Origin of the sequence: Sphingopyxis fribergensis (genome assembly GCF_000803645.1) — a bacterium.
In the GTDB taxonomy this organism is placed as follows: Bacteria; Pseudomonadota; Alphaproteobacteria; order Sphingomonadales; family Sphingomonadaceae; genus Sphingopyxis; species Sphingopyxis fribergensis.
This window is the reverse complement of the sequence record NZ_CP009122.1, coordinates 4256960-4280718: the sequence shown is the minus strand read 5'-3', so window position 1 is coordinate 4280718 and position 23759 is coordinate 4256960. Positions and strand designations below refer to the sequence as shown.

Here is a 23759-nt window from a genome sequence, read left to right as displayed (position 1 = left end):
CGTCCCGGTGGGAGCGGGCCGACCATTCGGCCCAAACTGATCGGCTTACTCGCCGAAGCCGAGGAAGCGAACGTTGAGGATCGTCGGGATCTCGGTCCGAACCTGCGGCCGTGCCCGCTCGGCCAGTTCCGCCGCCTGATTGGCAACGGCGCTGGAGGACGAGGAGGCCGAGGTCAGCGCGCCGGTGTTGACCGCCGCGACCACCGGGATTCCGGCGGCTTCGCCCTGCACCTTGATGTTGGCGGCGTTGAGCACCTGAAGCGCGGCAAGGTTGATATTGCCCGACACACGAATGCCCGCTTCGCCCGCATCGATCGTTCCCAGCGGGGCCACCAGGTCGATGTCACCAGCCGGCACCTCGGGGATCGGGTTCAGCGTGGCGATGCCCGCGCCCGACGACGGGACCTGCGGCGCCAGACGGACATTGCCATAGGCGTCATAGGTGCGAAGCGGCGGGGTATAGAGCACCGTGGTGTTCGCCCCGCGCCCGGCATTGATATCGCCTTCCTCGGACCAGCCGAGGATGTTGCCGCCATAGGTGGTCATGACGCGCGAGAGACCGAGAAGGAGCGATTGTTCGCTGAAGATGCGGATATCGCCGCTGCCCTGGGTCATGACGCCGGCGGTCTTCTGGTCCTCGTCGGTCATCACATTCTGGACGCCGACGACGATCTGGCCGCCGGGCGCCATCATTTCGATGTCGCCGCCGAAGTTGGTGCGAACGCCCGAGCCGCGATACATGATGATATCGCCGCTGCGGTCGATCACATTGCCGCCGCCATCCTTGTCCGGGAACAGGGTGGCCACCGCAAGACGCCCGCGCAGATAGGAACCGAGGCGCGGCCCGTCAGCATCATTATATTCGCGACCGCCTTCACGCAGTTCCGAGAAATAGACCTGCCGCAGGAAGATGCGCTGCTGCTCCGGCGAGAGCCCGTCGAAGCGTTCCTGTACCTGCGTCAGCAGACCGGACTGCGCTTCACTGAGCGAAGCCGCGCCATCGGCATAGCCATAGTCGAACATATCGGTCGAACGCAGCAGGGCCGAGAGATTGCCCTGGTTGGTCGCCGCGTCCTTGAAGCCCAGGGCCGAAAGCCGAGCCTCGAGCTGTGCGGCGGGAAGCTTCGCGCCATTGGCATCCACCAGCCCATTGGCGGAGACGAACTCGGCGAACGCACCCTCGGCGACATAGCCGTAACGGTCGAACAGCCAGGCGGCCAGTTCGGCGTCATAGAGTTTCGCGACCTTGCCGACGCTTTCGACGATACCCTCATCGGTCACGACATTCTGCTCGGCCAGCGGCCGCCCCGGATCGGCCAGCTTAGACGGATCGAGATAGTAGTCCCGAACCGCATCCCAGTTCACGCCGGTCATGCCCGCCATCAACGCGATGGACGCGCCATCGGAGGTATCATCCGCCCGGATCGGCCCGATCGAGGTGAACGAGCCCCGATCCTCCTGCAGGATGTTGCGCCCCGCAGAAACCTCCAGAGACCCCGGACCGGCAATGTCGAAGTTGCTGTAGATGATGTCGCGACCGGCCGAGATCACCGAAACATCAGTATCGTTGCTGTGGACGATGAGATTGGATGCGCCCACGGTGCCGCTTGCAACGATGTCACGCCCAGCAGTCATGCGCAGCGGGCCTCCGCCGACATACCAGTCCAACAAGGTGCGCCCACTTCCCGAATTGAAGCTGAGCATTTCACCACTGCCCAGGCCGACGATATCGCCCCCGACAGCATAGATTCGCACAGGAAGTCGATCAGCCCAGTTCGACGACGAGACGGCAGCTGAGTTGGGTCCGAAGGCGAAGAGCGAATATGTATCGTTCCACGTCTTGAGTTCGCCATTGTTGGTTGCGTCGATTGCCGAACCATCGAGCGAGAGGTTCATGACGCGTTCGCTGTATCGGCCATCTTCGCGTCCGACAAATGCCGGGTTAAATGGTGTCGGCAGGAGCGTGTCGGTGAAAGACACGCTGATTACATGGCGCGACGCGAGGTTTGAGGAACGTGTCAGATCGCCACCATAAATGGACCCTGCTGCCAACAATGAGAGTTCGCCGGAAGGCGAGGGCGAGAGGCGGTCGCGGGTCACGAGATCATTCGTCATGCCTGCCGATGCGCCGAAATAGAGATCTCCGCCCATCGCCGTGACCCGCAGAATCGCCGGCCAGGTGTCGGCAATGTCGGCCGCGGCGATCAGTGTCTGGCTCGTTTCAATCCCATGCTTGCCCGGCGCGATGTCTCCGCCTGCCGACTGTAGATTGATGGCAGTGTGATCGGTCCAGAGGCTGAACCAGCTGTTGCCGCCGCCCCCATAGTTGACCCCATTCACCGTGAAGGGCTGCGTGTTGAGACCGATGCTGCGTGTGGCGTCGCCTGCGCCGGCAATCACCTGGTCGCCAAGGGTCCGCACCGTAAAGACTGAATCGCCCGGCACCAGTGTGACACCCGATAGCGCCTCCGCCTTCGTGGTCTCGAACGGATCGGTGCCGCGCGGATCGAGCGGATTAGGAAGAGACATTGAGCGATAGCCGGCCTGTACGGCGCCGATCGAATCGGCATCAACACTGGTCGATCCCCGCAGGTTGACAATGCTGCCACCGAGGCTGGCTTTGGCATTGGCGGCATCACCTTCGACATAAGGATTGAGCACCCCGCTGATCCTTATGACCATGTCACCGCCCCCGGTGAGCCTCAGCGTGCCGTCCGCTGCCACACGACCGGTCGAACCAACAGCCAGAACAAGGCCTTCGCTACGACTATCACCATAGTTAAATGAAGTGTTTTCACCGCCACGCTTGGCCGTGCGGCCCGCATCTCCGCCAATACGAACTGTCAGATTGCCTCCGCCAAGCGTGCCGAAGCCGGTAAAGCCGGTTATTGCCGGGTTCGCAATGCTGCTGCCATTTGCCGAGGAAACATAGGTGCCGAAGTTGATCCACCAGGCCGTCGGGATCTTTTCATCCGTGACGGTGCCACCCGAACCCTGCCGCCACAACCAGTTGCCGGCGACCGCACTCGATTGATAGCTCTGCCCGTTCTCCAGCATGCGGAAACCCAGGATATCACCGACTAGATCGCCGCCGGCCGTGATCGCCAGATTGCCCCCACCGTCAGGATACCAGGCATGATAACTGGCAAGGGTGGCCGAATAATCTGTATCGCCGCCAAGCACCACGCCAGTTGGCAAGGTTCCACGCTGAAGGTCGTAGCCATCGCCCGGATCGGTCGCCGTGCCGGCAGTATAGATTCCATAGAGCGAGGACATGCGGATGTCCCCCGCCGCCGTCAGCGACAGATCGCCCGTACCCGTTCGGATCACGCTGAGACCCGGCGCGACATAATCATACCCCGTCCAAACCTTCGGCCCACCGCCTTCCTGAACGAGGCACAAATCAGGGAAGGGAGCGCACCAGGCTGCTTGTTCATCTTCTGACACGGGCTCGCCCGCAGGCATTCCCAGCCAGTTGTCAGGCGCCCAGACAATCTGGTCGCCGCCTGTCTGTTTCACGGCGCACAATGTCGAATCATATTCGCACCATGACGCTTCCTCTTCCGAAACCGGCGTGCCGGGCTCATAGCCTAGCCAGTTGCCGTCCGCCCAGACGAGTATCTCGCCACCGACTTCCTGCATGGCGCACAATGTCGAGTCATACTCGCACCATGATGCCTCCTCTTCCGAAACCGGCGTGCCCGGTTCGTAGCCCAGCCAGTTACCTTCTGCCCATACGAGTATCTCGCTGCCCGCGCTACTGAGCGCCGGCGTACCGCTATAGTGGGTGTCTGCCAGCCGAATCGTCCCGACCGAGGCCGGATCGAGCGCCTTGCGATCAGCCGAGGCGACATCTGCCCCAGCAACGAGTTGGAAGCTCCAGCTGCTGGTGCCCGAAGCCAGCATCGGGGCCACGGCCCAATTGCGATTGATGAATCCCTGATCGGATGGACGGAGGTTGATACCAAGATCATCGACAAGTTGAACGTCCGTCATTGACGGGATGAGGGCCCCACGTGCCAAAGTGATCCGTTCGTTCGTCACCATTTCGACCGGCAAGGGCACGCCCTTGGGCCAGATCAAGGCATCCACCGCTGCGCTGCTGGAGAGCGCAGTGCCCGCGCCCAGCTTCATCCCCGGCGTCAACGTCACCATATTGTCGAGCACCATCCCCGCAGAATAAGCCACCGATCCATCGGTATTATAGATGTTGGCGGATAGGGCAGATCCGGCGCCGAGCGTGAGCTGTCCAGTCAGCGCCACGTCGACCGGCAGCACCGTGCCGGCGGGAAGAGTGAGAGCGCCAACGGGCACGTCATAATTCAGCGTCGCTTCCCGCGGGAAAGTCGTTCCCGTATCCAGCACGACACCGTCGATCGGAATGATGATATCCCCACCAAAGGGAGTGAGGCCGCCGACGAGTCCGTTAGGACCTTTGGTTTCCGTGAGCACCCATCCATCGTCATCAGCCGTGGCGGCGGGTGGCGCGAAACCGTCAGTGATGCTGCCCAGGATGTTGAGGTCGCCGGCGGCCCGCAGCGCCAGTACGCCCGGCTCGCCGAAACCGCGCAGCGCCGGATCGATCCGGTTGGCTTCCGGTCCGTAACGATAGCCTGACATATCGAGGTCGCCGAGCACCGTCAGCGTTCCTGAAGGATTGACCGCTGCATTGCTCACGATCTCAACACCAGGGCGGAGATGATATTGTCCCAGCCCCGCCAGGCGAGCGGAAAGCGCTGCATTGCCCAACGCCAAATCGATGAAGGTGGTGCTGTCGAGGTCAATCCGGTCGAGATAAGCCTGGGTGACAAGCTGGGGCCGTTCGCCGGAAACGTCCGGCAGATCGGCCAGCGGCGCATCGTCATAAGTGCGGAAGGCATTGACGGCGATCGACCTGGCGCCTTGGATGTCTACCATGCCGCCCACGTCTATTGCGACGTCGTCCGTTCCCGTGCGCTGCGCGTTCAAGTCGAGCGAGCCCCGTGCTGCGCCATCGTTCTGGCCAGGCACATCGGTACCGGCACGCAGGTCAATCCGCGCGCTGTCGCCGAGGACCAGCGTACCCGCCGTGCTGGAGAGATCGACAACCGCGCGGTTGGGGCTGTCGATAATCTGACCATAGCTATCTACGCGAAGACCCGTGCCGTGGGCATCGAGCGCGCCGTTGACGACGAGATCGCCAATGGCCGCAAGACGGATTGCGCCGACCCCCTGACCGCTGGCATCAATCGTCCCCTCGATGGTAAGGCTGCCACCATCGAGCACAATCTGAACATCTTGCGCCTTCACGCCGTCACCCACGGTGAGGTCACCTTGACGGATGCGAAAGCGCCTTGCTCCGAAAACCTCGCCTGCGTTAAGCTGGGTGTTTAGCTCTCCGAAATCCGCAAGGGACTGCGCCTGGACCGCCAACTCCGCTCCGTTGTAGGCGATTTCGGAGCCTCCGGCATCGGCCCTGCCCGTAGCGGAACCGAGAATCGTACTCGCCAGATCGACATGTCCGGCACCTGTGCCAAGTGCGGTGACACTTATCGTGCCCGCGCGATTGTTGACGGCGGACAGGTCAATGATCGAACCGGCGCTGGCAGAGATATTGCCGCCCGTGCTTTCCATCAGAAGATCGCCGCCCCAACTATACTGCGTGACGTCAACCATCTCGACCGCGCGACCCGAAAGATCGATGCGAGCCAGGTCGCCGAGCACGAGGTCGCCGCTTGCCGACAGCGTGAGCTTTCCCGATGGCAGGATCACCGCGCTGTCAATCGAAAGGTTGCGACCATAAATCGCCAGCTGCGCCCCCAGCGCATCGCTGGCGACCTCACCCGCCACGCCCTCCGGCGCCATCACGCTCACGTCGCCGCCTGCCCTCACGGTGAGCATCGATCCGGCTTCCCCGGTCAGCACAGGAGCAGTGACGACAAGGTTGCCGCCCTGATAATCCCAGCCCTTACCGGTCACATAGTCGCCGCGCGTTTCATAGACCGAAAGCATGCTTTTGCCGCTGCTGACAATGCGCTCGGCTGCTGTGAGGTTGACTTGCCCGAAGCCGAGCACAAGCCGCTCATCGATACCCGTGGAAGATTGGGTGTTCGCCCCATGACCGAACAGGATCGAGTTCGCCCGGATATCAAGCATGCCCTTACCGAGCAGACCGGCGACCGGAGCGCCTGCCTCACCGTCCGTGCCGGTCCAGATGAATTCGCCCGCGTGGATCGTCGCGACATCGCTATCGGCGCCATAACCATAGATAGCAGGCGTGCCGAACACGAGTTGTTCGAGCGACGAGGCATCAAGGTCAACCGCGCCATAGACATTGACCGCTCTCGTTGCATTGAGCTCCAGCATCTCGACCGCCGGCGCGTGCGTCGCGTTATTCCCCGCCAGGATCTCGGCAAGGCGGGTCTGGTTGAGTTCCAGCCCATCCGGCAACTGTCCGCTTGCCTCGGCTGCCGCCAGCGCCGCACTCTCTCCCAGATTTACCGAGGATACGCCCAGTACCAGCCTGCGCGTACCATATGCCACCTTCTTCTCGATGGTGAGCGCGCGATTGGTCGCAAGAGCGATGGTCCCTTCGGACAGGAGTTGCGTCGTCCGGTCGCAAGCATCGGTCACGCATGCTCCAACATTAACGTAGAGGCCATCGGGAGAATTGGGATTTTCTTCCTGAAGGAGCAGATTGAACCACCCGTTGGAGAGGGCCAGCACGCCGAGGCCGCTGAAAATATAGCCGTCGTCGGAATCATAGCTGGATTCACCCATGCCAATGGTGCTGAGAGTGGCCCCTTCCTCGATCGTCAACGTGCCCCCGTCATTACCCATGGACTTTGAACCGGCCATAATAATGTCGGCGGCGGAGATCGCCGCGCCGCTGCGGATGGTTAGCGAACCCTCGCCATTCACAGTGACGTAGCGGCCGCTCTTGCCATACAGGCTGGACAGCGTGGCATTGAGGATGAGGCGCGGCGCTTCGAGCGCACTTAGCGCGCCCGCATCAACCGACGCGGAATCCAGCCCCGCCGATGCTTGCGCGCCGGTCGCCACGACCTCGCCGATGCCACGCACCTGCACCGCGCCAGCGTAGCCTTCGCTATCCTTCGCAGCCGCAAGATTCACGTCGCCCAACACTCGCAGCGCCAAGCCGTCCGCGCTGTCGGTGCCGCGGGTGAACGCAAGATCCAATGTCCCGCCATCGGAAGTCATCATCGCGCGCGGCATGCCCAGTCGGGCGGCATCGGCCGCGACGAAGGCGTTGTAGCCCATCTCGTTGTAGCCGGAATGCGCGCGTACAGCGTCCGCGGAAGTCAATGTCACCCGTGTAGGCAGGGTATCCCGTATCGCGGTATTGGCGATGCCGAGTGTACCCTGCGTCAGATAAGAGCCGTTGCCGATCGCATTGACGCCCGCATAGCCGCTGGTCATTCCCGCACCGATCTCGACACGGAAGGCGCCTGGCAGCAGCGCGTAACTGGATGGCATCAGCGTGTATGTGCCGGCAGCGAGACCGGGTACGCTCTCAAGGATTGTGATCTGTTGCCCAACCACCGGATTCCCATACCCAGCATCGGGCGCGACGGGAGCGTAGGAAGAACTGCTTGAAGGAACTATCGCGTAAACGGCATTGCCACTCGCGCTCGCGCCATAGCCTGGGTTGGCATTGATCAGCGCGGTCTTGAGGATATCCACCGATCCGCCCCGTCCGCTCATGAAGCCGGCGCCGGCAAGATCCCCACCGCCCGAAAGATCGAGCAGCGCTCCGCTTTGCACATCGAGACGAGCGGCCTTCACTTCGAGGCCATGACCCCAGTCCGTACCGCTGATGGCGGTGAGTGCAACGGGCGAACCATTGTAGTCATATTCGATGCCGTCGACAGTTCCGCCATAAGGCATCGTCAGTCCGGCGGCACTGATCGAGGTCTCACTGCCTGGAAGCAGGTTGACCAAGGACGTGACTTGTCTGTTGAAGGTCGAACCGATCGTAATCAATCCGAAGGGCGCGCGCACCACGCCGCCCTGATTGATGGTTTCGGCACCCAAGGCTAGCATGCCAAAAGCGGAATAGGGCATTTCGGCAATACTGTCGTCGTAGCGGAGGATCGTTAAACTGCTACCTGCCCGAAAAGCCTCACCCTCTCCCTGATAGCCACTCATGATTCTGCCGCCGACACCCGTTGCCGGATATATTTGCGCTGCTGTGAGGGTAATGTCGCCCGAGGAAGACAGTTCCGTAGTGGCATTGGTCGGCAATCCGCGCCCCGGCGTGCCTGCAAGCATCCGCAGGTCGCCGCGGCTGGTGAGATCGATCTGCGCGAAGCCGCGCCGATCCAATATCTCACCGGTCGATTGATCGGCAGTGCGGGCGCCGAAGCCTACCCGATCGCGCACATCGATCATATCGGCTACGACCGAGAACAGCGCGTTCGTTGGCGCCTGCGATATGCCGTCGCCCCAGTGAAGCGAAGGCATCTCATAATGCTCAGGACCTATGCGCGTCGTGCCGGCCAGGCGCAGGTAAGGAGTCGCAATGGATACCCGGCTATCCTCTGCGGCGGCGTCCGTCAGCGCATATGTGCCCGCATAAAAACGAGCGCTCTGGCCCAACGAGAGTGCGACGCTGCCGTCAAACGACAGCGCGCCGTTCACCAACAGCGAGACATTGTCGAAACCGCCAGCCTCGATCCTGTCGGCGCCGAGATATCCGGTGCCCGCGACAAGGCCGTCCTGGTCTCCTTTCACGCCGAAACCTTCAGGAAGCAGGCTCTCGCTCTGTTCCTGCGACAGTAGGAATTCACGCGGCCGCAGCAGGTCTGGAGGCGCTTCGCCGACACGGTAGCCCGCCGATTCCAGCGCAAGGCCGAGCGTGCCGCCTGCAGCGCCCTGGCCGCCAGCCTCGGCCTTCACCGTGCCGTCCAGGTAGAGCCCGACATTGGATTTGGCGACAATCGTACCGCCGTCGCTGACAACCTGCGTCGTGATCGAGGGCATACCCATCGTAGAAGGAAGGTCGAGTGTCGCCCGCGTACCGGAGGCATCGAGTAGCGCGCCAGTTTCGATGACGATGAACGCATCCGCAGCCTTGGCCGAACCGGTGTCCTCCCAATCAAGGTCGCCGCCGAGCGCGATCGTTCCCCCATCCGCAACAATGCCGTAACGGCGCCCCAGCCTGTCCACGGCGGTAGCAGAGCGGGCGGCGACATCGATCACAGCTTCGCTGCCGATACGGATCAGGCCCGGGTCGGGAGATCCGTAGCCCGCAGAAACGGCTGTCGCCAGGCGAGGAACATCCAGCGTAACATTGCCGCCCCAAGCGTGAAGGCCGCCATCGACCTCAATATCTTTGCCTAGCAACGTGATGGATTGGCCAGGATCGACATTTATCGCAGCTTGGCGACCAATGCGAATTCCGCCAATAGCCTCATCGCTTCCAGCCGGCGCTCCCAGCGTGGCGGAGATAGTCAGGCTTGCTCCCCCCCGCCGGGTCAAAACGCCATCTACCGGATTTTCCAAATAGGTGGGTGGCGTCCAAAGGTCGAGCGCTTCGGACAGCGGCGCGCCGGTAGCCGCATCCGGCGCGAATTCGCCAAAAAGCAACACCGGCATGACTACGGACAGATCCGTGCCATCGGCTACTGTCACGCCCTTGCGTCCGACTAACTCGTAACTAGCGAAACCGGTCTGAAAGATCGCAGTATCGACCTGTGTGCCGCCCTGTTCATCGGCCGCGCCAACAGTGAACGTCTTGCCGGTTTCGAGATGTAGCGTGCCGCCCCCCAGCACGCCGACGCCACGTATTTCCCCGTCGAGCAGGAGCGCGCCATCCGGCGCAACAATAGCATTATAGCCATCCGCAACGAGCGAAACGTCACCGCCGGCTCCGCCCCTTGTATCATTCTGGGCGAGGATCGCTCCACCAGATGAAACATCTATCAGGCTGCCTTCCGCCAGAGTCAGATCATGGGTAGAGGCCAGGGTGACTTTGCCGCCATCGAGATAACCCAGCTTTCCAGTGTCGGAAGCATTGAGGGCGGTATTGACCCACAGGCCGGTGAGATCGAGCGTTACGCCTTCACCGACCGCGATAAGCGAGCCCCCATTCCCATCCAGGAGAACCTGTGCGCTGCTTCCATAGTGATTGCTTGCCCGGTTGGTCGCATTGATCGAGCCACTATGGGCGGTGACGTCCGCATTGAAGTCAATCGTTGGCGCAACCAGCTTTAGCGCCCCGCCATCGGCCAGTGTCAGGGGATTGTCGATGGCGATCACGCCGGTTGTTTCGATGTTGAGACCGCCGAGACCAGCCTGATTGAGCAGGCCTGCGTCGAGCCAGGCGGTGCCGTTCCGCTCTTCAGGCAGTGCGTCCCCCGTCGCGAGATGCTTAGCGATGCTCGCAACATCCGCGATCTTCACCTCCACTGAATAGGGGTTGGTGTTACTCACCAACAGGTCATAGCGCCCTAAAGCCAGCGACCCCGGCTGCGCGCGGGTATGCTGCGCCACATCATAGCCATCGGTGATGCCATCGGCTCGGGCATTGACCTGCCGCTCACCCTCGATAACCGCGGCGATGATATCGCCTTCCATGATGGCGGTCGGCGTCGAGAGAATAAGCTGTCCGGCGTCGCGCCCGACCGTATAGCCGTCGCTCCAGCGGCGAACGCTACGCGCCCCGGAGATCGGGTGCGACCAGACCTGGGCATATTGCTCGCCCCAGCGCGAATGCTCGCGCACGAAGGCGTCGCCCCAGGCGACCATCTTCATGCCCGCCGGCGCATTGGCGAGATCATAAAGCTTGCCATCCGCACCGAGCACACGGGTCGAAAGCACCCAACCGGCTTGATAGTCGAGACTGCCGCCGGAGATGTCGAAGGTCGCGCCGTGCTGCGCCACCACTTCATTGGCCGCCAGCGTGATCGTGCCGCCGATCGCCGCCCATTCACCGATACCATGCGCCATGTTCTTGAGATGGCCGCCAACCTCGAGCAGGCCGCCCTTGGTGTACCAGCGATCACCATCATAGCCGCCGGTGCCGTCCGGCAGCAGAATGAGATCGCGCACATCGACCCAGACGTCGTTGCTGCGAAGATTGGCGTTCTCGCGGTTCTGCGGGGAATCGCGCAGCTCATTGCCCTGGATGTTCACCAGGATGGAGTTGGACTCCATGTCGAGGGCGATGCCCTGAACGCCCGAGACGTCGATCAGCGAACCATCCTCGGTGGTGATGCGTCCGGCCGCCTGCACCGCGACCTGACCGCCCTGGGCGCTGGTCTGCGATCCACCTTCGAAGACGACGTCGCCGCCGGTCACGATTTCGATGCGCGACTGGTCGAGCCGATCGGCCAGCAATGAGCGGTCGTTGAACCCGCCGCTGGTGGTTGTGTAGCGATTGAGGTTGGCTTTCTCGCTCTGCTCGATCAGCGAATCCCGCTGGCCGTTGAGCGCGGTATCCTCACTATCCAGTTCGGGCAGGATGATCGTCAGGCCTTGGCCGGACCCGACGACCTTGCCGTTGACGTCGCTCGATTCCCAACCGCTGGCGAGCGTCACCGAACCTTCGGCATCGGTCGCACTGTTCAGCAGGTGGATCGTGCCGCGCTGATTGACGCCAGTGGTGGCGACGAGCACGCCTTCTTGCCGGATCGTGCGGCCAGCCAGCGTGATGTCGCCCTGGGCGGCTTCGATCAGGCCGCGGTTGATCACCGTGCCGCTGTCGGAGTCTTCATCGATCAGCCCGCGCACCTCATTGCCGCGCGTCGTCGAATATTGGTTCTCTTCGGTGCCGAACCCCTTGCGGATGATGAAGTCATCGCCCGCCGACAGCAGCGTCTGGCCCTTTGCGGTGACGATGCTGCCTTCATTGGTGACCTCGGTCCCCATGAGCATCACATAGCCGCCGCCCTGCGTAGCGCTGGCGGGCGCATGGGTAGTGATCTGCGCCCCGGCCGCAACCGTGATCGCGCCGCCAGCGTCGGTGAAGCTCGGCAGATAGTTGGCGCCGGATAGCTGCGAATAGATACCGCGATTGGCGTTGAGGAAATCGCTGTCGAGAATATTGGCCGATGAGGCAATCAGATTGCGAACATTGACCACGGACGTGCCGCCGAACAGCACACCATTCTGGTTGAGGATCAGCACCGTGCCGGGGGCGGTGAGCGTGCCGTGGATCTGCGAGGGCGAAGCATCACGCACGCGGTTGAGCACGACCGCGTCGGCGCCATAGGCCTGGTTGAACACCAGATCGGTCTCGCGGCCGATGTTGAAGCTGTCCCAGGTCAGAATGGCGCGCTGCTGGTCCTGATCGACCGTGACCGTCGTGCGCCCGTCCTTGCCGGCGCTCTCTATCGGACCATTGGCGCCTTGCCAGAGATTGGGATCGATCTCGATGCCGGGCGCCTGCTGAAGCCCGCCCTGACCGATGCCGTTGGGAATATTGTTGATGGCGTTCTGCGCGGCGATGCGCGCCTGCACCTGCGCGTCGTTCATCTGGGCGCGGTTCTGCGCCGCGCGGCGCATGGCCTCGACCGCGCGTTGGGTGGCGCTGTTGCGCTCGGTCACGCGCTGCGCTTCGGCCTGCGCGACGCGGGCGGCGGCCGCCGCCGGATTGCCGCCGCCACGACCCTGGCCGATGCGGTTCGATTGCGCCTCGGCGGCACCGGCAAGCAGAAGGGAGCCGATCGAAGCGCCGATGAGCAGACGCGTGCGAAGCGAGTGGTTGGTGTTCGTCATTGTTTTGGCTCCAGCATCGTTGCGGCAGGCGTGGCGGCCGCATGTTCTTGAATGTCGTGAGAGGTCGGGATGGCCGCGCCGGACGGGCCTTCACCGAGCAGGAAGGCGGCGAGAAGGAAGGCCAGCACCCAAGGGACGGTGCGGCCAAGCTCCTCGGCGAGAATGGTGCGGGTCATCAGCGCGGCCCCCGGGTCGAGGGCGGACGGCTGTTCGGGCGCTCCGGGTGGACCGACCGGCCGAGCGCATCGCCCATGCGCAGGCGGGTCGCTGCCTGATGGGCGACGCCGAGCTGGACGTCGGGCGATCCGGCGCCCGGCGTCGGCGCTTCGAGACCGACGCGGCTTTCGGCCTGGGCGGCGCGCGCCGCCTCCTGAAGATGGCCCGTCGCGCAGTCGAGATGCCCGGCGCGCGTGCCCGCGATATCGACGATCACACAGGGCTGCGGGCCGGAGCCGCCGATGCGCTGCGGCGCAGGCGCGCGCACTTCGGCCGGATCGAGTTCGATCACAAGCGGCGGCGCTTCCGCGCTCGTCTCGGCTGTCTGGGCAAGGGCGCTGCCGGCGAAGAACAGTGTGGCGAAAGACGCCAGCGCAAGCGAGGCTCGCCCGATGAAGAGGGTGTCGGGCGAGCCCGCCGTCGCCGCGCGGCGCAGGAACTGGCGTGAACCAGCGCGCGGGTTCGGGAAAAGGGTGAGCGGGCGCTGACCGATGGCCAGCGCCGCTCCCGCCGCACGGGCCGGCCGTTGGCATAGCCGGTCCGTGACGGCCTCCTGCACCGCAACCTGGTCCTGTCCGTCTTTGGGGGAACCGGACCGGATCAGGCGAGTAGCGGCGCCGGAGATCTGGATAAGATGTGTCAACGCCCGGCTCCGCCCGTTGAGGGGGCCGGACGGAACCGGACGATTGCGATCGCCGGCGCCGTGGGAGCGCAGCGCGGCCGAGACAATCAGGAGCGTTGACGTGGACATGGGCCTATCCGGGCCTCAGAACCGCGTCATAAGGTCGATGAAGCCGCGATCGACGCTGAACGGCGCCGAGGCGATTTCTTCCGCCGACAGCCAGCGGAAGCCGAGGATGGTGTTCCTGGCGATTGCGTAATTGCCGCCGATCTGCCAGCCGCGATTGTTGGTGCCGCCGATGTGGAAATCGCTGTCTGCGAAGGCGTCGACCACCGCATCGCTTTCGAGGCGCCGATAGGCGACCCAGGCGTTCCAGTCGCCGCGCTTTGCCTGCCAGTCGCCGGCGAGATTGAGGTTCATCACCGATCCAACGGTCAGGCGGGCCTGCCAGCCGGCATCGCCGCCATCGTAGCGACCATTATAGGTGTCGCCATTGGGGCCGAGATTGTTCCAAGCGATGGCGGAGATCGCATCACGGTCCCAGCCGAGATTCTTGACGAAATCGCCTTCGAGCCGGACGCCGAAGCGTTCATTGGCCCGGTATTCGGCCTGGGCGCGGATGTGGAGCAGCTCGAACTTCGAGGCGAGCCCGAAATATTGATTATCCGGCTCCAGTTCGGGATTGGGCGAGCCGATATAAAGCGGATCGCGCAGCGCCATCATCGTATTGCCGTGCTGCTGGAAGGCCGGACGCAGGGCGTCGGTCGAACAGACCAGCTCGGTCCAGTAGCAGGGCTCGGACAGACGCCCGGCAATATTGTCGAAATGATAATATCCGCCGGCAAGTTTCACATTGATCTGCTCGGTCGGATTGAACTCGACCCCTGCCTGCGTCGCGAACAGATAGCGATCCTCGCTCTTGAACGGCCGTCCAGTGCCGATCTCGCCGCCCGTTTCCGGGTCGATGATTGTCGGCGCATTGCGGGTGCCGAAGTTGAGATCGGTGTTGAACACCGGGAAGGCGCCGAGCGTACCGAACAGACGCACGCCATCCGCAACAGCGCCCTGGCCGGAGATCGCGACGCCGTCGAAATTCATGTCGTTGTCGAAGACGAGATCCGACATCCACAGCGGATTGGCGAAACGGCCGAACTCCAGCGCGACATTCTCGGTCGGCGCGAGGCGGATCGACGCGCGGTCGAGCCAGAGATGATATTTGCCGCTGCCGTCGGCGCCCATCGTCTGGTTCGTCGAGACCGGCGAGCTGCTCGCGCCTGTCGCGAGACGGATATCGGCGGTGATCCAGTCGGTGATCTGGGCCTTGACGCCAAGACGCGCGCGCAGGCGGAAGCGCTGGCGATCCTCCAGCGTGTTCAGGAACGGCGCATCGATATAGCCGGTCGAACTGGCGTTGACGTTCTGCGGCTGCCCGCCATTGATCGCATCATAGTCCCAGAAGATGTCGCCATTTGCGTCGTCATAGCGGCGCGCTTCGCCGCGCACGCGCACATCGCCGTAAAGCTGGATGCGGCGCGTCCATTCCGGCGTCTCGCCGGGGCGGGCCCAGCCTTCGGCCTGGGCCTGGGTGCCAAGCTCGGCGCGCACCTGCTGCGCGATCTGCTCTCGCACGACAGGCGAAACATAGGTGACGGTCTGGGTGCCATCGGCGGCGACGCCCGCTTGCGGGAGCGGCGCCGGTGCCTGGGCCCGCGCCTGGATGGTGGCGGCCCGCGCATTGCTGATCATTCGATCGGCCTGTTCGCGGGTGATGATATTCTCGGCCACCATCTGTTCGATGAGCTGACGCGGGTCGATGCCCGTATCGTCCTGCGCGAACGCCGGCGAGCCGAGAAGCGCAGCGCCAGCGGACGCCGCCAAAAGCAGAGATTTAAGGCGGCCTGTCTGGCCGGGAACCTTCATCATTATGTCTATCCCCTTCGAGAGAGTGGTCACTGGGTGCTGCGCGGACATGCGATCAGCCTCCCGAGCGGCTGTTGATTTCGAGGCGCATGACCGGGAGCCCCGCCGGCGGCGGCGGGCAGGTCGTTCCCGAAAGCACCGCACGGATGCGCGCGGCGCGGCGGTCATCGACCCCGCTGACGCGGGCGTCGGCGATCCGGCCATTGGCGGCCATGGTGACGGCAAGCTCGGCCCTATAACGGCCGCGTGTCAGTTCACGGTCAGCCTGGGCGGCCCGCTGGATGCAGCTCTGCGCCTGCGAGGCATAGGCTCCGAACGGATTGCCGCCGCCGGGGCGGCCACCGATGCGGGTGCCTGATCCGTCTCCGCGCGCCAGCCCGTAATTGCTCGGCCCTGCGCCTTCGCGCGCGGTCAGCGCATTGTCGCCGGGGGCAGGATCATTGCTGGCGTCGGGCGGCGGCGGCGTATCGAGCGGCTGCTCGATCGGCGGCGCGATGGTCGGCTCCGGCGGCTGCTCGACCTGTTGGGGTTCGGGCGGCGGCGGAGGGGGCGGTGGCGGCGGGAGGATCACCTGCGTCGTCCGCATTTCATTGGGACGATCGGAGACGGTCTGCTTGCCCAGAAAATTGTAGCCGATCACAATCGCCAGGCCGACGCCGACCACCACCAGCACGCGGCCGAAGGTGATGGGCGATGTCTTGCGGCGGCCCCGCGGCCCATTGGGGCTTCCGGGGGCGATCAATGCGCCTGCGGCCATGATCGCCTCCCTAGGTCGTCAGCCGGACGATCGAGATCGCCGCAAGCATCAAGAGGATCGCCAGCGCCAGCAGAAACCAGGGCCGCCGATTGCGACGACGAAAGCGGCTTCGGGAGCGTTTGACACGCATGGTCCATCATCCCCTCCGCCTCAGTTCGCGCTCGGCGGGCGCGTGGACGCCATGCCAAGGCTGGGGACGCCGACCTTCGAGCAAAGGTCGAGGACCTGCATGACCTTGTCGTACTGAACCGCCCGGTCGCCGCGCAGGATCACCGCCAGGTCCGGTGTCGTCGCGATCGAAGACCGCAGCTGGCTCTCCAGTTCGGCCATAGAGACGGGGATGGCGTCGATCGACACGGTCCCGTCGTTCGATACCGCGATGACCCGGCTCTTCTGCGCCTCGAGCGTCTTGGCCGAGGAGGCGGACGGCAGGTCCACCTTGATCCCCTGAACAGCCGCCGTCGTCATCAGGATGAAGATGATGAGGAGCACCAGCACCACGTCGACGAACGGGGTGATGTTGATCTCGTTATACGGCTTCTTGCCGCCACCTACCTGCATGCCCATGGCCTGATCTCCTTAAGTTCGGGTCAAGCCGCTTTGGCGGGGACGGGTCCGGGAGCGGGCGTATCCTGCCCAGCGGGCCCGCCTGCGGGACCGACATCCTGCCAGGTCTCGGCGATGCGCTTCTCCAGCTCGTCCACGAAGATGTCGTGGTCGGCGGTGAGCTCTTCGATCCGGCTAAGCAGATAGTTGTAGCCGAACAGGGCCGGGATCGCGACGGCAAGGCCCGCGACGGTCGCGAGCAGCGCGGCGGCGATACCCGGCGCGATGGCGTTGATGTTGACCTCACCGGCAGCGGCAACGCTCGCGAAGGTGATCATGACGCCCAGCACCGTGCCGAGCAGGCCGATGAAGGGGCCGCCCGAGATGGCGATGGTCAGCAGCACCAGCTTCGAGTTGAGCTTCTGGCTTTCGCGGACGCGTCCGGCGTCGAGGGCGGATCGGATCGCCGCGATCGACTGGGCACGGATCGCAAAGCGGCTGCCGGTGGCCTTGCCTTCACGCAGGCGCTCGGTGAGCTCACGGCGCCCGATATTGTAGAGACGGCCAAGCGTGGAGTCGGCGGCGGCATTGCCCGGATCGAACGCCGGGAGGCCATCATGATCGCCTGCACGCCGCGAGATCTGGCTATAGGCGCCAATAAAGGCCTCGTTTGCGCTGCGGACGCGGCTGATCAGCAAGCCCTTGGTGATCATGATCGCAATGGCGATCGCGAGCATGAAGGCGCAGATGATGATCACGATCCATGCGTCGAGCGTCAGAGCCGAGAAGAGAATGCCGAAATGGTTGTGGCCACCGCCGGTCTCGACCTGCTGGGGCGTATCGGTCGTCACCAGCCGCGAGGCCTGGCCTTCGCTGGCGGCGGCGAGCTGGAACAGGCTCTGCGGCAGAGCGACGCCGGCGACGCGGAATTCGTCGATCTCACCGGTGAAGCCCTGACCGATGACGGCGGCGCCGGTCGCTGCCGGGAGCGCGCCCGCCAGTTCGCCCGCAGGCTGGCCATTGATGTAGAGGGTCGATTTGGCGCCGTCGTTCACCAGCGCGACATTGGCCCAGCTATCGGCCGCCAGAGCGCCGCCATTGCTGCGCGTCCCATTGGCGTCGATGAACAGCTGGCCGCCTTCTGCGACGAGGCTCACGGCACCGGGCAGGCTGAAGATCGCGCCATCGCCCGAAGGCTTCACCCAGAAACTGATGGAAAGCGGACCGGAAGCGAAGGCGGACGCAGGCAGCGTCACCGGGCTCGCGCCATCGAGAATGAGGCTCGATCCGATCAGGCCGCCCGCGTTCCGCGCTTCTCCGCCAGTGGCGTGGGCGTCATTGGCGGTGGCGTCCCGAGGGGCTCCCTCGTTGTCGAAATGATAGACAAGGCGATAGTCTGTGCTGAACGTGCCGGCTGCATCCTGCGCAGCCGCGGCGCTTTCATTGCCGTAATAGGCATAGATCGCAGAGGTCTGACCCGGCTGAAGGCCCTGGACATCAACCCAGACCAGCGCCTGTTCGTCCTGCGGCGACCAGCGCTCGATGTGGAACTTGAGCGGCGTGCGATCGTCGCCAGCCACAAAGCGCAGGTCGGAACCGTCGGCCTTCACATCCTTGAAGCTGAAATTGCCCGAGTGCAGGCGGACCAGCACCGGCGCGCGCGTGACTTCGCCAGTGATGCCGGCCGCATCGACGTTGAGATTGATCCTGGTGCGGTAGCTGTAATCGGCCTCCCACCAGGCGTGAGCCGGTGCGGCGAATGCGACAGTCGCGGCCAGCGCGATGCCACCGGCAACCGCACCCTTTTTGAGACGTGCAATAACAGACATGATTAGAATTCCCCCTGGATGCGGAAGCGAACGAAGATGTCGCCGGACTCGGATTCCGAGCCCGACCGAAGCGGAACACCGGCGTCGATCGCGCCGGTCAGATGGTTGAAGAGCTTGAGCCGCGCGCCGAGGCCGGCGCTGGAAAGCCAGGTGTTGCGGGTCGCAAGCTGGCTTTCCAGCGGCTGATGGATGCCGACATAACCGCTGTCGATGAAGGCATGGAAGCGCAGCTCATTGATGAGGTCGCTGCCCAGCATCCGGGCGAAATCCGGCGAGCGCAGTTCGGTCTGATAGGCGAAGCCATAATCGCCGATGGCCTCGGACTCATAATAGCCGCGTACGCTCGACATGCCGCCGAGCGAGAAGCCTTCGTTCGAGATCAGCGGATCGGGCGACCATTGGCCGGAGAACCGCGCGTTGAGCTGAAGATCAGGCCCGAAGGTTCGCGTGGTCTCAGCGTCCAGCTTCAAGGCGATGAAGCTCTGGCGGGCCATGTAGCGCTTGGCGTCGAAGCGCTCCCAGGGATCGCCGAGACCTCGGATGCCGAAAGTGCCCGAGAAGGTGATATTGCTGTTCGAGCGATCGCCCGCCCAGTCGCCGCGCCAGCTCGCGATCAACGGGAAATATTCGATCGGGGCAGACGCGCGGTCGGACCCGAGGATCACATCCTCCTTGAAATCCTTCCAGTCGAACCCGAGCGTCAGCGAATGATAGAAGCCTTCGCTGGAGCCAAGCGACTGGATCAGCCGGGCGCCGATCATTTTGCCCTTGCCGACAACATTGGTCCCACCGACCACTGCGATGTCACTGTCCGAGTGGACGCCGTAGAGCAGGAGCTGCGTGCCTTGCCCCAGCCGCATCAGATAATTGCCGGAGAAGACAGTACCGTCGTCGGTGCGCTCAGGGGCGGTCTGTGCGGACAGGCTTAAGGAATCTCCGCGTCCCCACATATTGTCGTAGCGGATCGTCGCGGATGCCCGCAGATCGGTCGTGGCCGAGGAGCTGAAATTGTTGAGTTCCGCCGAGGCGTGAAACGGCGAGCTTTCCTCGACCTTGAGGACGACATCGAGCGTTCCGGGCGCTTCGCCGGCGCGTAGTTCCGGCGTGACGCGGCGATTGGGATTGCTGTTGAGCGCGACGACATCGCGCTGGAAGGCGGTCAGGTTGGGCGTCTGGCCCGGCGCGACCGAGGGCGCCATCGCGCGCAGTGCATCGGCGCGTCCCGTGTCGCCTTCGACGAGCAGCTGGCCGATGGCCTGTTGCTGAACAGCCAGTTGCAGAACCCCGCCGTCGACGGATTGCTCAGGCACATAGACAGAGACCGCCACATAGCCGGCGTCCTCATAGGCTTTCTGCAAAGCCGCCCGTGCGGCCTCGACATCGGCCTCACTTCGTCCCGGCCCCATGAAGGGCAGGATCGCCCGCTCGACATCGTCGGGCGCAAGGACGGTGTTGCCCCTGACCTGGAACGCCATGATGTCGAAGCGGGCACTTGCCTCGGCGGGGGCGGCGATGGCGTCGCCAGCCCCGCCGCCCTGGGCGAGTGCCGGCGATGCGATCAACCCTATCGAGACGGCAAGCGCGACATGGCTCGCGGCACGGCGCCAGTGATCTTTATCGAACCTCAAAACCTGTACCCCCTGCCGGAAGCGCCGCACGGCTTGGAGCCGGACGGCGACCGGTCGCTGTCATCCCATGGCCGGCGCGCGCAAAGACCCGTGCTGCATTGCAGCGCCAGTTGTCGATGCGCTCTTAAGAAGGGATGCGGGCAAGTCTCAAGACATAACACATGCCCAAATGCGTTTCGTCTCGCCTAGGTCGTTTAGTATGTAAGTTGTGTTACAGAGATCGCTGGTTTACGTATTATCGTAATGCCACAGGCGAATCACTTGATAGTAATTTATGTCGCATAATATTGTATTTCTACTTCATTGCAGCAGAAATTGCGCCCTGACTATTCGTCAGGACGCTAGAGGAATTATTGTCTCCCATGAGCGGGAGGAAGGTTCAGTCGCGCATGGCGCGAAAGGCCCGCGTGCGGGTCTTGCTCGGAGTTTCTCCAAAGTGACGTTGATAGGTCCGGCTCATCACGCCAGGCGCCCCGAAACCGGCGGCGAGCGCGATGTCGCTGATGGAACGGCTTTCGGTCACGCTCTCCAGGCGCGCTCTCACCCACTCGATACGGATTTGCTGAACGAGCTGGGTAACGGTGATTCCGAGACAGGTACGGAAGTTCCGGCGCAAGGTGCCGGGCGTCACGCCCACCATCGGCGCGAGATCGTTGATCGTCCAACTGTGCTGCGGGTTGGCGCGGATATGCTCGACGGCGCGCTGCACCGAGCGCGCGACGGGAAAGAGCGTGTCGGCAACGTCATCGTCGCGCAACCGCTTCACCAGTCCATCGAGCGTCCGCCGTTCCAGGACAGGATCGTCATGGCCGGGCTCCGCTGCAACCGAAGCGCGCGGCAGACGGGCGCCCAGATCGTCGAGCGACCAGTTGAAGAGATGATCGATCGCGGCGAGGCGGCGCGGACTGCCAAGCGCGCGCGAGGCGGCCGACTGGATGGCGGCGCGCGGAATATGCAGGAAGAGCGCGCTCGAACCGGCGGTGCAGACAACGGCCGTCCGCGTAATGGCGCCAAGCAGCAACGCCGAACCGGCGCGGAGCGTCTGGGCTTCGCCTTCCGTCACCACCACGGTCATCCCAGTGATCGGCAGGACGATATGGACGGTCGTGTCGGTCGAGGAGAGCGCGACAACGCGCTGGCGCGGAAAAGCCCGATAATCGAAGTCGAGCGGACCGAGCTTGAAGCGTTGCCGCAAGACCGCGGGGCGTGCTGCTTCATCAACGGCGACCGCCTGACGATGGGGCACGACTGCGCGAACGGATGGCAGGGCGATCGCCCTGTTATCCGCGTCATGCGTCTCCAATCTGATGGCCATAGTCGGGTGCATGGTCATGGTCCTCGATTGGAAGACCAATCTCGCGACATCGAACGAAAGACTTTTTTCGCTTCGAGGCATTTTTCTTCAGCCCGGCATCGCGAAAGAATTCCGCGGCCCGGCCAGCTGTCACGAAGACGCGATAAATTCTGCCTACGGGCTGAGCATTTGAATGACAGTGGGATGACGGGCGGACGATGAGTCGGGAGGTCTCGACACGACTGATAGGCTGGCTCGCCTCGCTCTCCATGCACGCTGTCATGGGGGCCGCTCTCTTATGGGCCTGGGACAAGGGCACGCCTGTGCGCGATGTCGCCGGCGGCGATCGCGGTTCGGTTTTGATCGTCGAACTCATCCCGCTCGATCCGGCGGATGGACGCGCTCGCGACGATAGCCCACAACGCGGCGAAATGGCGGAGGCCCTCTCTCAGCCACGCCCCCCGGAGACCTCCGGGCTGACCGGAGACCCTGACCCTTTGCCGCGCGCTGCCGGGCCTGAGTCAGATGGGACGCACGCCAGTGCCGAGGCGCAGGGCGAAGCACATGATCTGGCCAATCTCCCGAACGCCGATGTCCTCGCTTATCGCCGGCGACTGGAGGCTCATCTGGCGCGTTACCGCATCTATCCCGCCGGCGCGCGCGATGCGGGGCGCGAGGGCGTGGTCATGCTGCACTTCATCATGTCGCGTGACGGGCGGGTGATCCAGGCCTGGGTTGGGGAAAGCTCCGGCGTAACCGACATCGACCGGGAAGCGGTCGCCGCGGTCATGCGCGCGCAGCCCCTCCCGGCTTTCCCGGAAGGCTGGCCCGGCCAGCTCAGCGTCGTCATCCCGGTGACCTTCAGGCTCGGATGACGAGGATTGCGCGCATCCCCTTCATTGCAGTCAGGCGAAGTGGACAAGGGCTTCTGCTCTATGCCGCCATCGTCCTCACGATCTGCATGGCCGGGGTGGCGGCAGCCCAGACAGCGCCGGCGATGCAGGAGCGGCGCTACGATATTCCTGCCCAGCCCGTGGCGCAGGCGATCGCCGAGTTTGCGACCGTGAGCGGCGTCAACATCATCTATCGCCAAAGCCTCGCCGGCGCGCGGCAGTCCACACCGCTCCGCGGCGTCTATGCCGCGCCTGCGGCCCTTCGACATCTTCTGCAAGGCACCGGCCTCTCGGCGCGCTTCACCGGCCCCAACTCTGCGGTGATTTTCGTCGAGGGCCAGCCGCCGCCATCCGACCGGGCTGGGAATGCGGCGGCGGCTGGCCCGTCCGCGCTCCATCTCGACATGGCGGAAGTTCGCGCGCCGCGCCTAGTCGGTCGCCGCGATCCAAGCGCCTACAATCAATATGCCCAGCGCGTTCAGACGGAAATCTTCGAGCGCCTGAAGCGCGACGGCGCCTATGAGGGGCGCAGTTTCCGCATCGAGATCGCCGTCTCCGTCGATCCGACCGGCCGCATCGATGAGGTGCGCCTGATGCGCGGCAGTTCCGAACCCGATTGGGACGCCCGCGTCCGCCAGATCCTGTTCGGCGCGATTATCAGCAGCCCGCCGCCCGAGGGGCTCAGCCGCTCGATGCGCTTCGAAGTGGAGACCGACCGTCTTGCAGGGCGCGCCGCTCCACCTGGCGGGAGGCGGCGTCCATGAGCGCGACGCGGGCCAGTATCAAAACAACGCTGGCGCTCCGTTACACCCAGATTCGCGATCGCCTGGCCGCGCGCCTTGGCTCGCAAGACCTGGCTGGCGAAGCATTGCACGAGACCTGGATCAAGTTCAGCGATCTCAAAGATGACGCGCCGGTCAACGACCCCGACGCTTATATCTATCGCGCGGCGATCAACATGGCCGCGACCATGTCGGCCAAACAGCGCCGGGTATTGGGCAGCCAGGATATCGAAGACATATTGTCGATCCCGGATGACGCGCCCGGACCCGAGCGGATCGCTCTGGCGCGCAGCGAACTCGCCCATGTCTGGAAAGTGCTGGGTGAACTGACGCCCCGCCAGCGCCACGTCTTCATCGAGAGTTTCACCGGCACGATGAGCCATGAGCAACTCGCCGATCACTATGGCGTGACGGTCCGGCTGATCCAGATGGACCTGCGCGGCGCCATCTTGCACTGCGCGCGCCGCACCCGGCGAAAAAACCCTTTCGCTGAGCGGGCCGCTCGCGTGTCTACCCGATAGGAGGAGAAAGAATTGAGGATGCAGACCGCGC

The 23759-nt window shown here is 63.9% G+C and carries 12 protein-coding genes; 3 read left to right on the top strand and 9 right to left on the bottom strand.

Features of this window, described 5'->3' with window-relative positions; all coding sequences use genetic code 11:
• Window positions 1-45 precede the first annotated feature (45 nt).
• The 9 genes from SKP52_RS20035 to SKP52_RS19995 all read right to left on the bottom strand — a co-directional run bounded on the left by SKP52_RS20035 (window position 46) and on the right by SKP52_RS19995 (window position 21553).
• On the bottom strand, window positions 46-12549 hold the full coding sequence (locus SKP52_RS20035) for a filamentous haemagglutinin family protein (protein ID WP_160292450.1): 12504 nt from the start codon (window positions 12547-12549) through the stop codon (window positions 46-48).
• A gap of 167 nt (window positions 12550-12716) precedes the next feature.
• A complete protein-coding gene (locus SKP52_RS20030; RefSeq protein WP_039577972.1) occupies window positions 12717-12896 on the bottom strand; it encodes a hypothetical protein in 180 nt (59 codons plus the stop codon).
• On the bottom strand, window positions 12896-13579 hold the full coding sequence (locus SKP52_RS20025) for a hypothetical protein (RefSeq protein WP_148309196.1): 684 nt from the start codon (window positions 13577-13579) through the stop codon (window positions 12896-12898). The genes SKP52_RS20030 and SKP52_RS20025 overlap by 1 nt, the downstream gene beginning before the upstream one ends.
• A gap of 123 nt (window positions 13580-13702) precedes the next feature.
• Window positions 13703-15481, bottom strand: coding sequence for a putative porin (locus SKP52_RS20020; RefSeq protein ID WP_039577964.1), 1779 nt, complete (start codon window positions 15479-15481; stop codon window positions 13703-13705).
• A 52-nt stretch (window positions 15482-15533) separates the two neighbouring features.
• A complete protein-coding gene (locus SKP52_RS20015) occupies window positions 15534-16235 on the bottom strand; it encodes a cell envelope integrity protein TolA (protein ID WP_039577960.1) in 702 nt (233 codons plus the stop codon).
• 150 nt (window positions 16236-16385) lie between these two features.
• A complete protein-coding gene (locus SKP52_RS20010) occupies window positions 16386-16802 on the bottom strand; it encodes an ExbD/TolR family protein (RefSeq protein WP_015460402.1) in 417 nt (138 codons plus the stop codon).
• Between the two features lie 23 nt (window positions 16803-16825).
• Window positions 16826-18610: a DUF2341 domain-containing protein gene (locus SKP52_RS20005; protein ID WP_052208619.1), complete on the bottom strand. Its 1785-nt coding sequence runs from the start codon at window positions 18608-18610 to the stop codon at window positions 16826-16828.
• Window positions 18611-18612: 2 nt separating this feature from the next.
• Window positions 18613-20238: a ShlB/FhaC/HecB family hemolysin secretion/activation protein gene (locus tag SKP52_RS20000; protein WP_052209009.1), complete on the bottom strand. Its 1626-nt coding sequence runs from the start codon at window positions 20236-20238 to the stop codon at window positions 18613-18615.
• 379 nt (window positions 20239-20617) lie between these two features.
• Window positions 20618-21553: a helix-turn-helix domain-containing protein gene (locus SKP52_RS19995; protein WP_160292449.1), complete on the bottom strand. Its 936-nt coding sequence runs from the start codon at window positions 21551-21553 to the stop codon at window positions 20618-20620.
• Window positions 21554-21801: 248 nt separating this feature from the next.
• Between SKP52_RS19995 and SKP52_RS24820 the strand changes: the two genes are divergently transcribed.
• Genes SKP52_RS24820 through SKP52_RS19980 form a run of 3 tightly spaced genes read left to right on the top strand, consistent with a single transcriptional unit; the run spans window position 21802 to window position 23728 of the window.
• Complete coding sequence (locus SKP52_RS24820) at window positions 21802-22407, top strand: energy transducer TonB family protein (RefSeq protein WP_220474065.1); 606 nt, start codon at window positions 21802-21804, stop codon at window positions 22405-22407.
• On the top strand, window positions 22404-23189 hold the full coding sequence (locus SKP52_RS24815) for a secretin and TonB N-terminal domain-containing protein (RefSeq protein WP_052208615.1): 786 nt from the start codon (window positions 22404-22406) through the stop codon (window positions 23187-23189). The genes SKP52_RS24820 and SKP52_RS24815 overlap by 4 nt, the downstream gene beginning before the upstream one ends.
• Window positions 23186-23728 (top strand): RNA polymerase sigma factor, encoded by a 543-nt coding sequence (locus tag SKP52_RS19980; protein ID WP_039577955.1) that lies wholly within the window; start codon window positions 23186-23188, stop codon window positions 23726-23728. Before SKP52_RS24815 ends, SKP52_RS19980 begins: the two co-directional genes overlap by 4 nt.
• The last annotated feature ends 31 nt before the right edge of the window (window positions 23729-23759 follow it).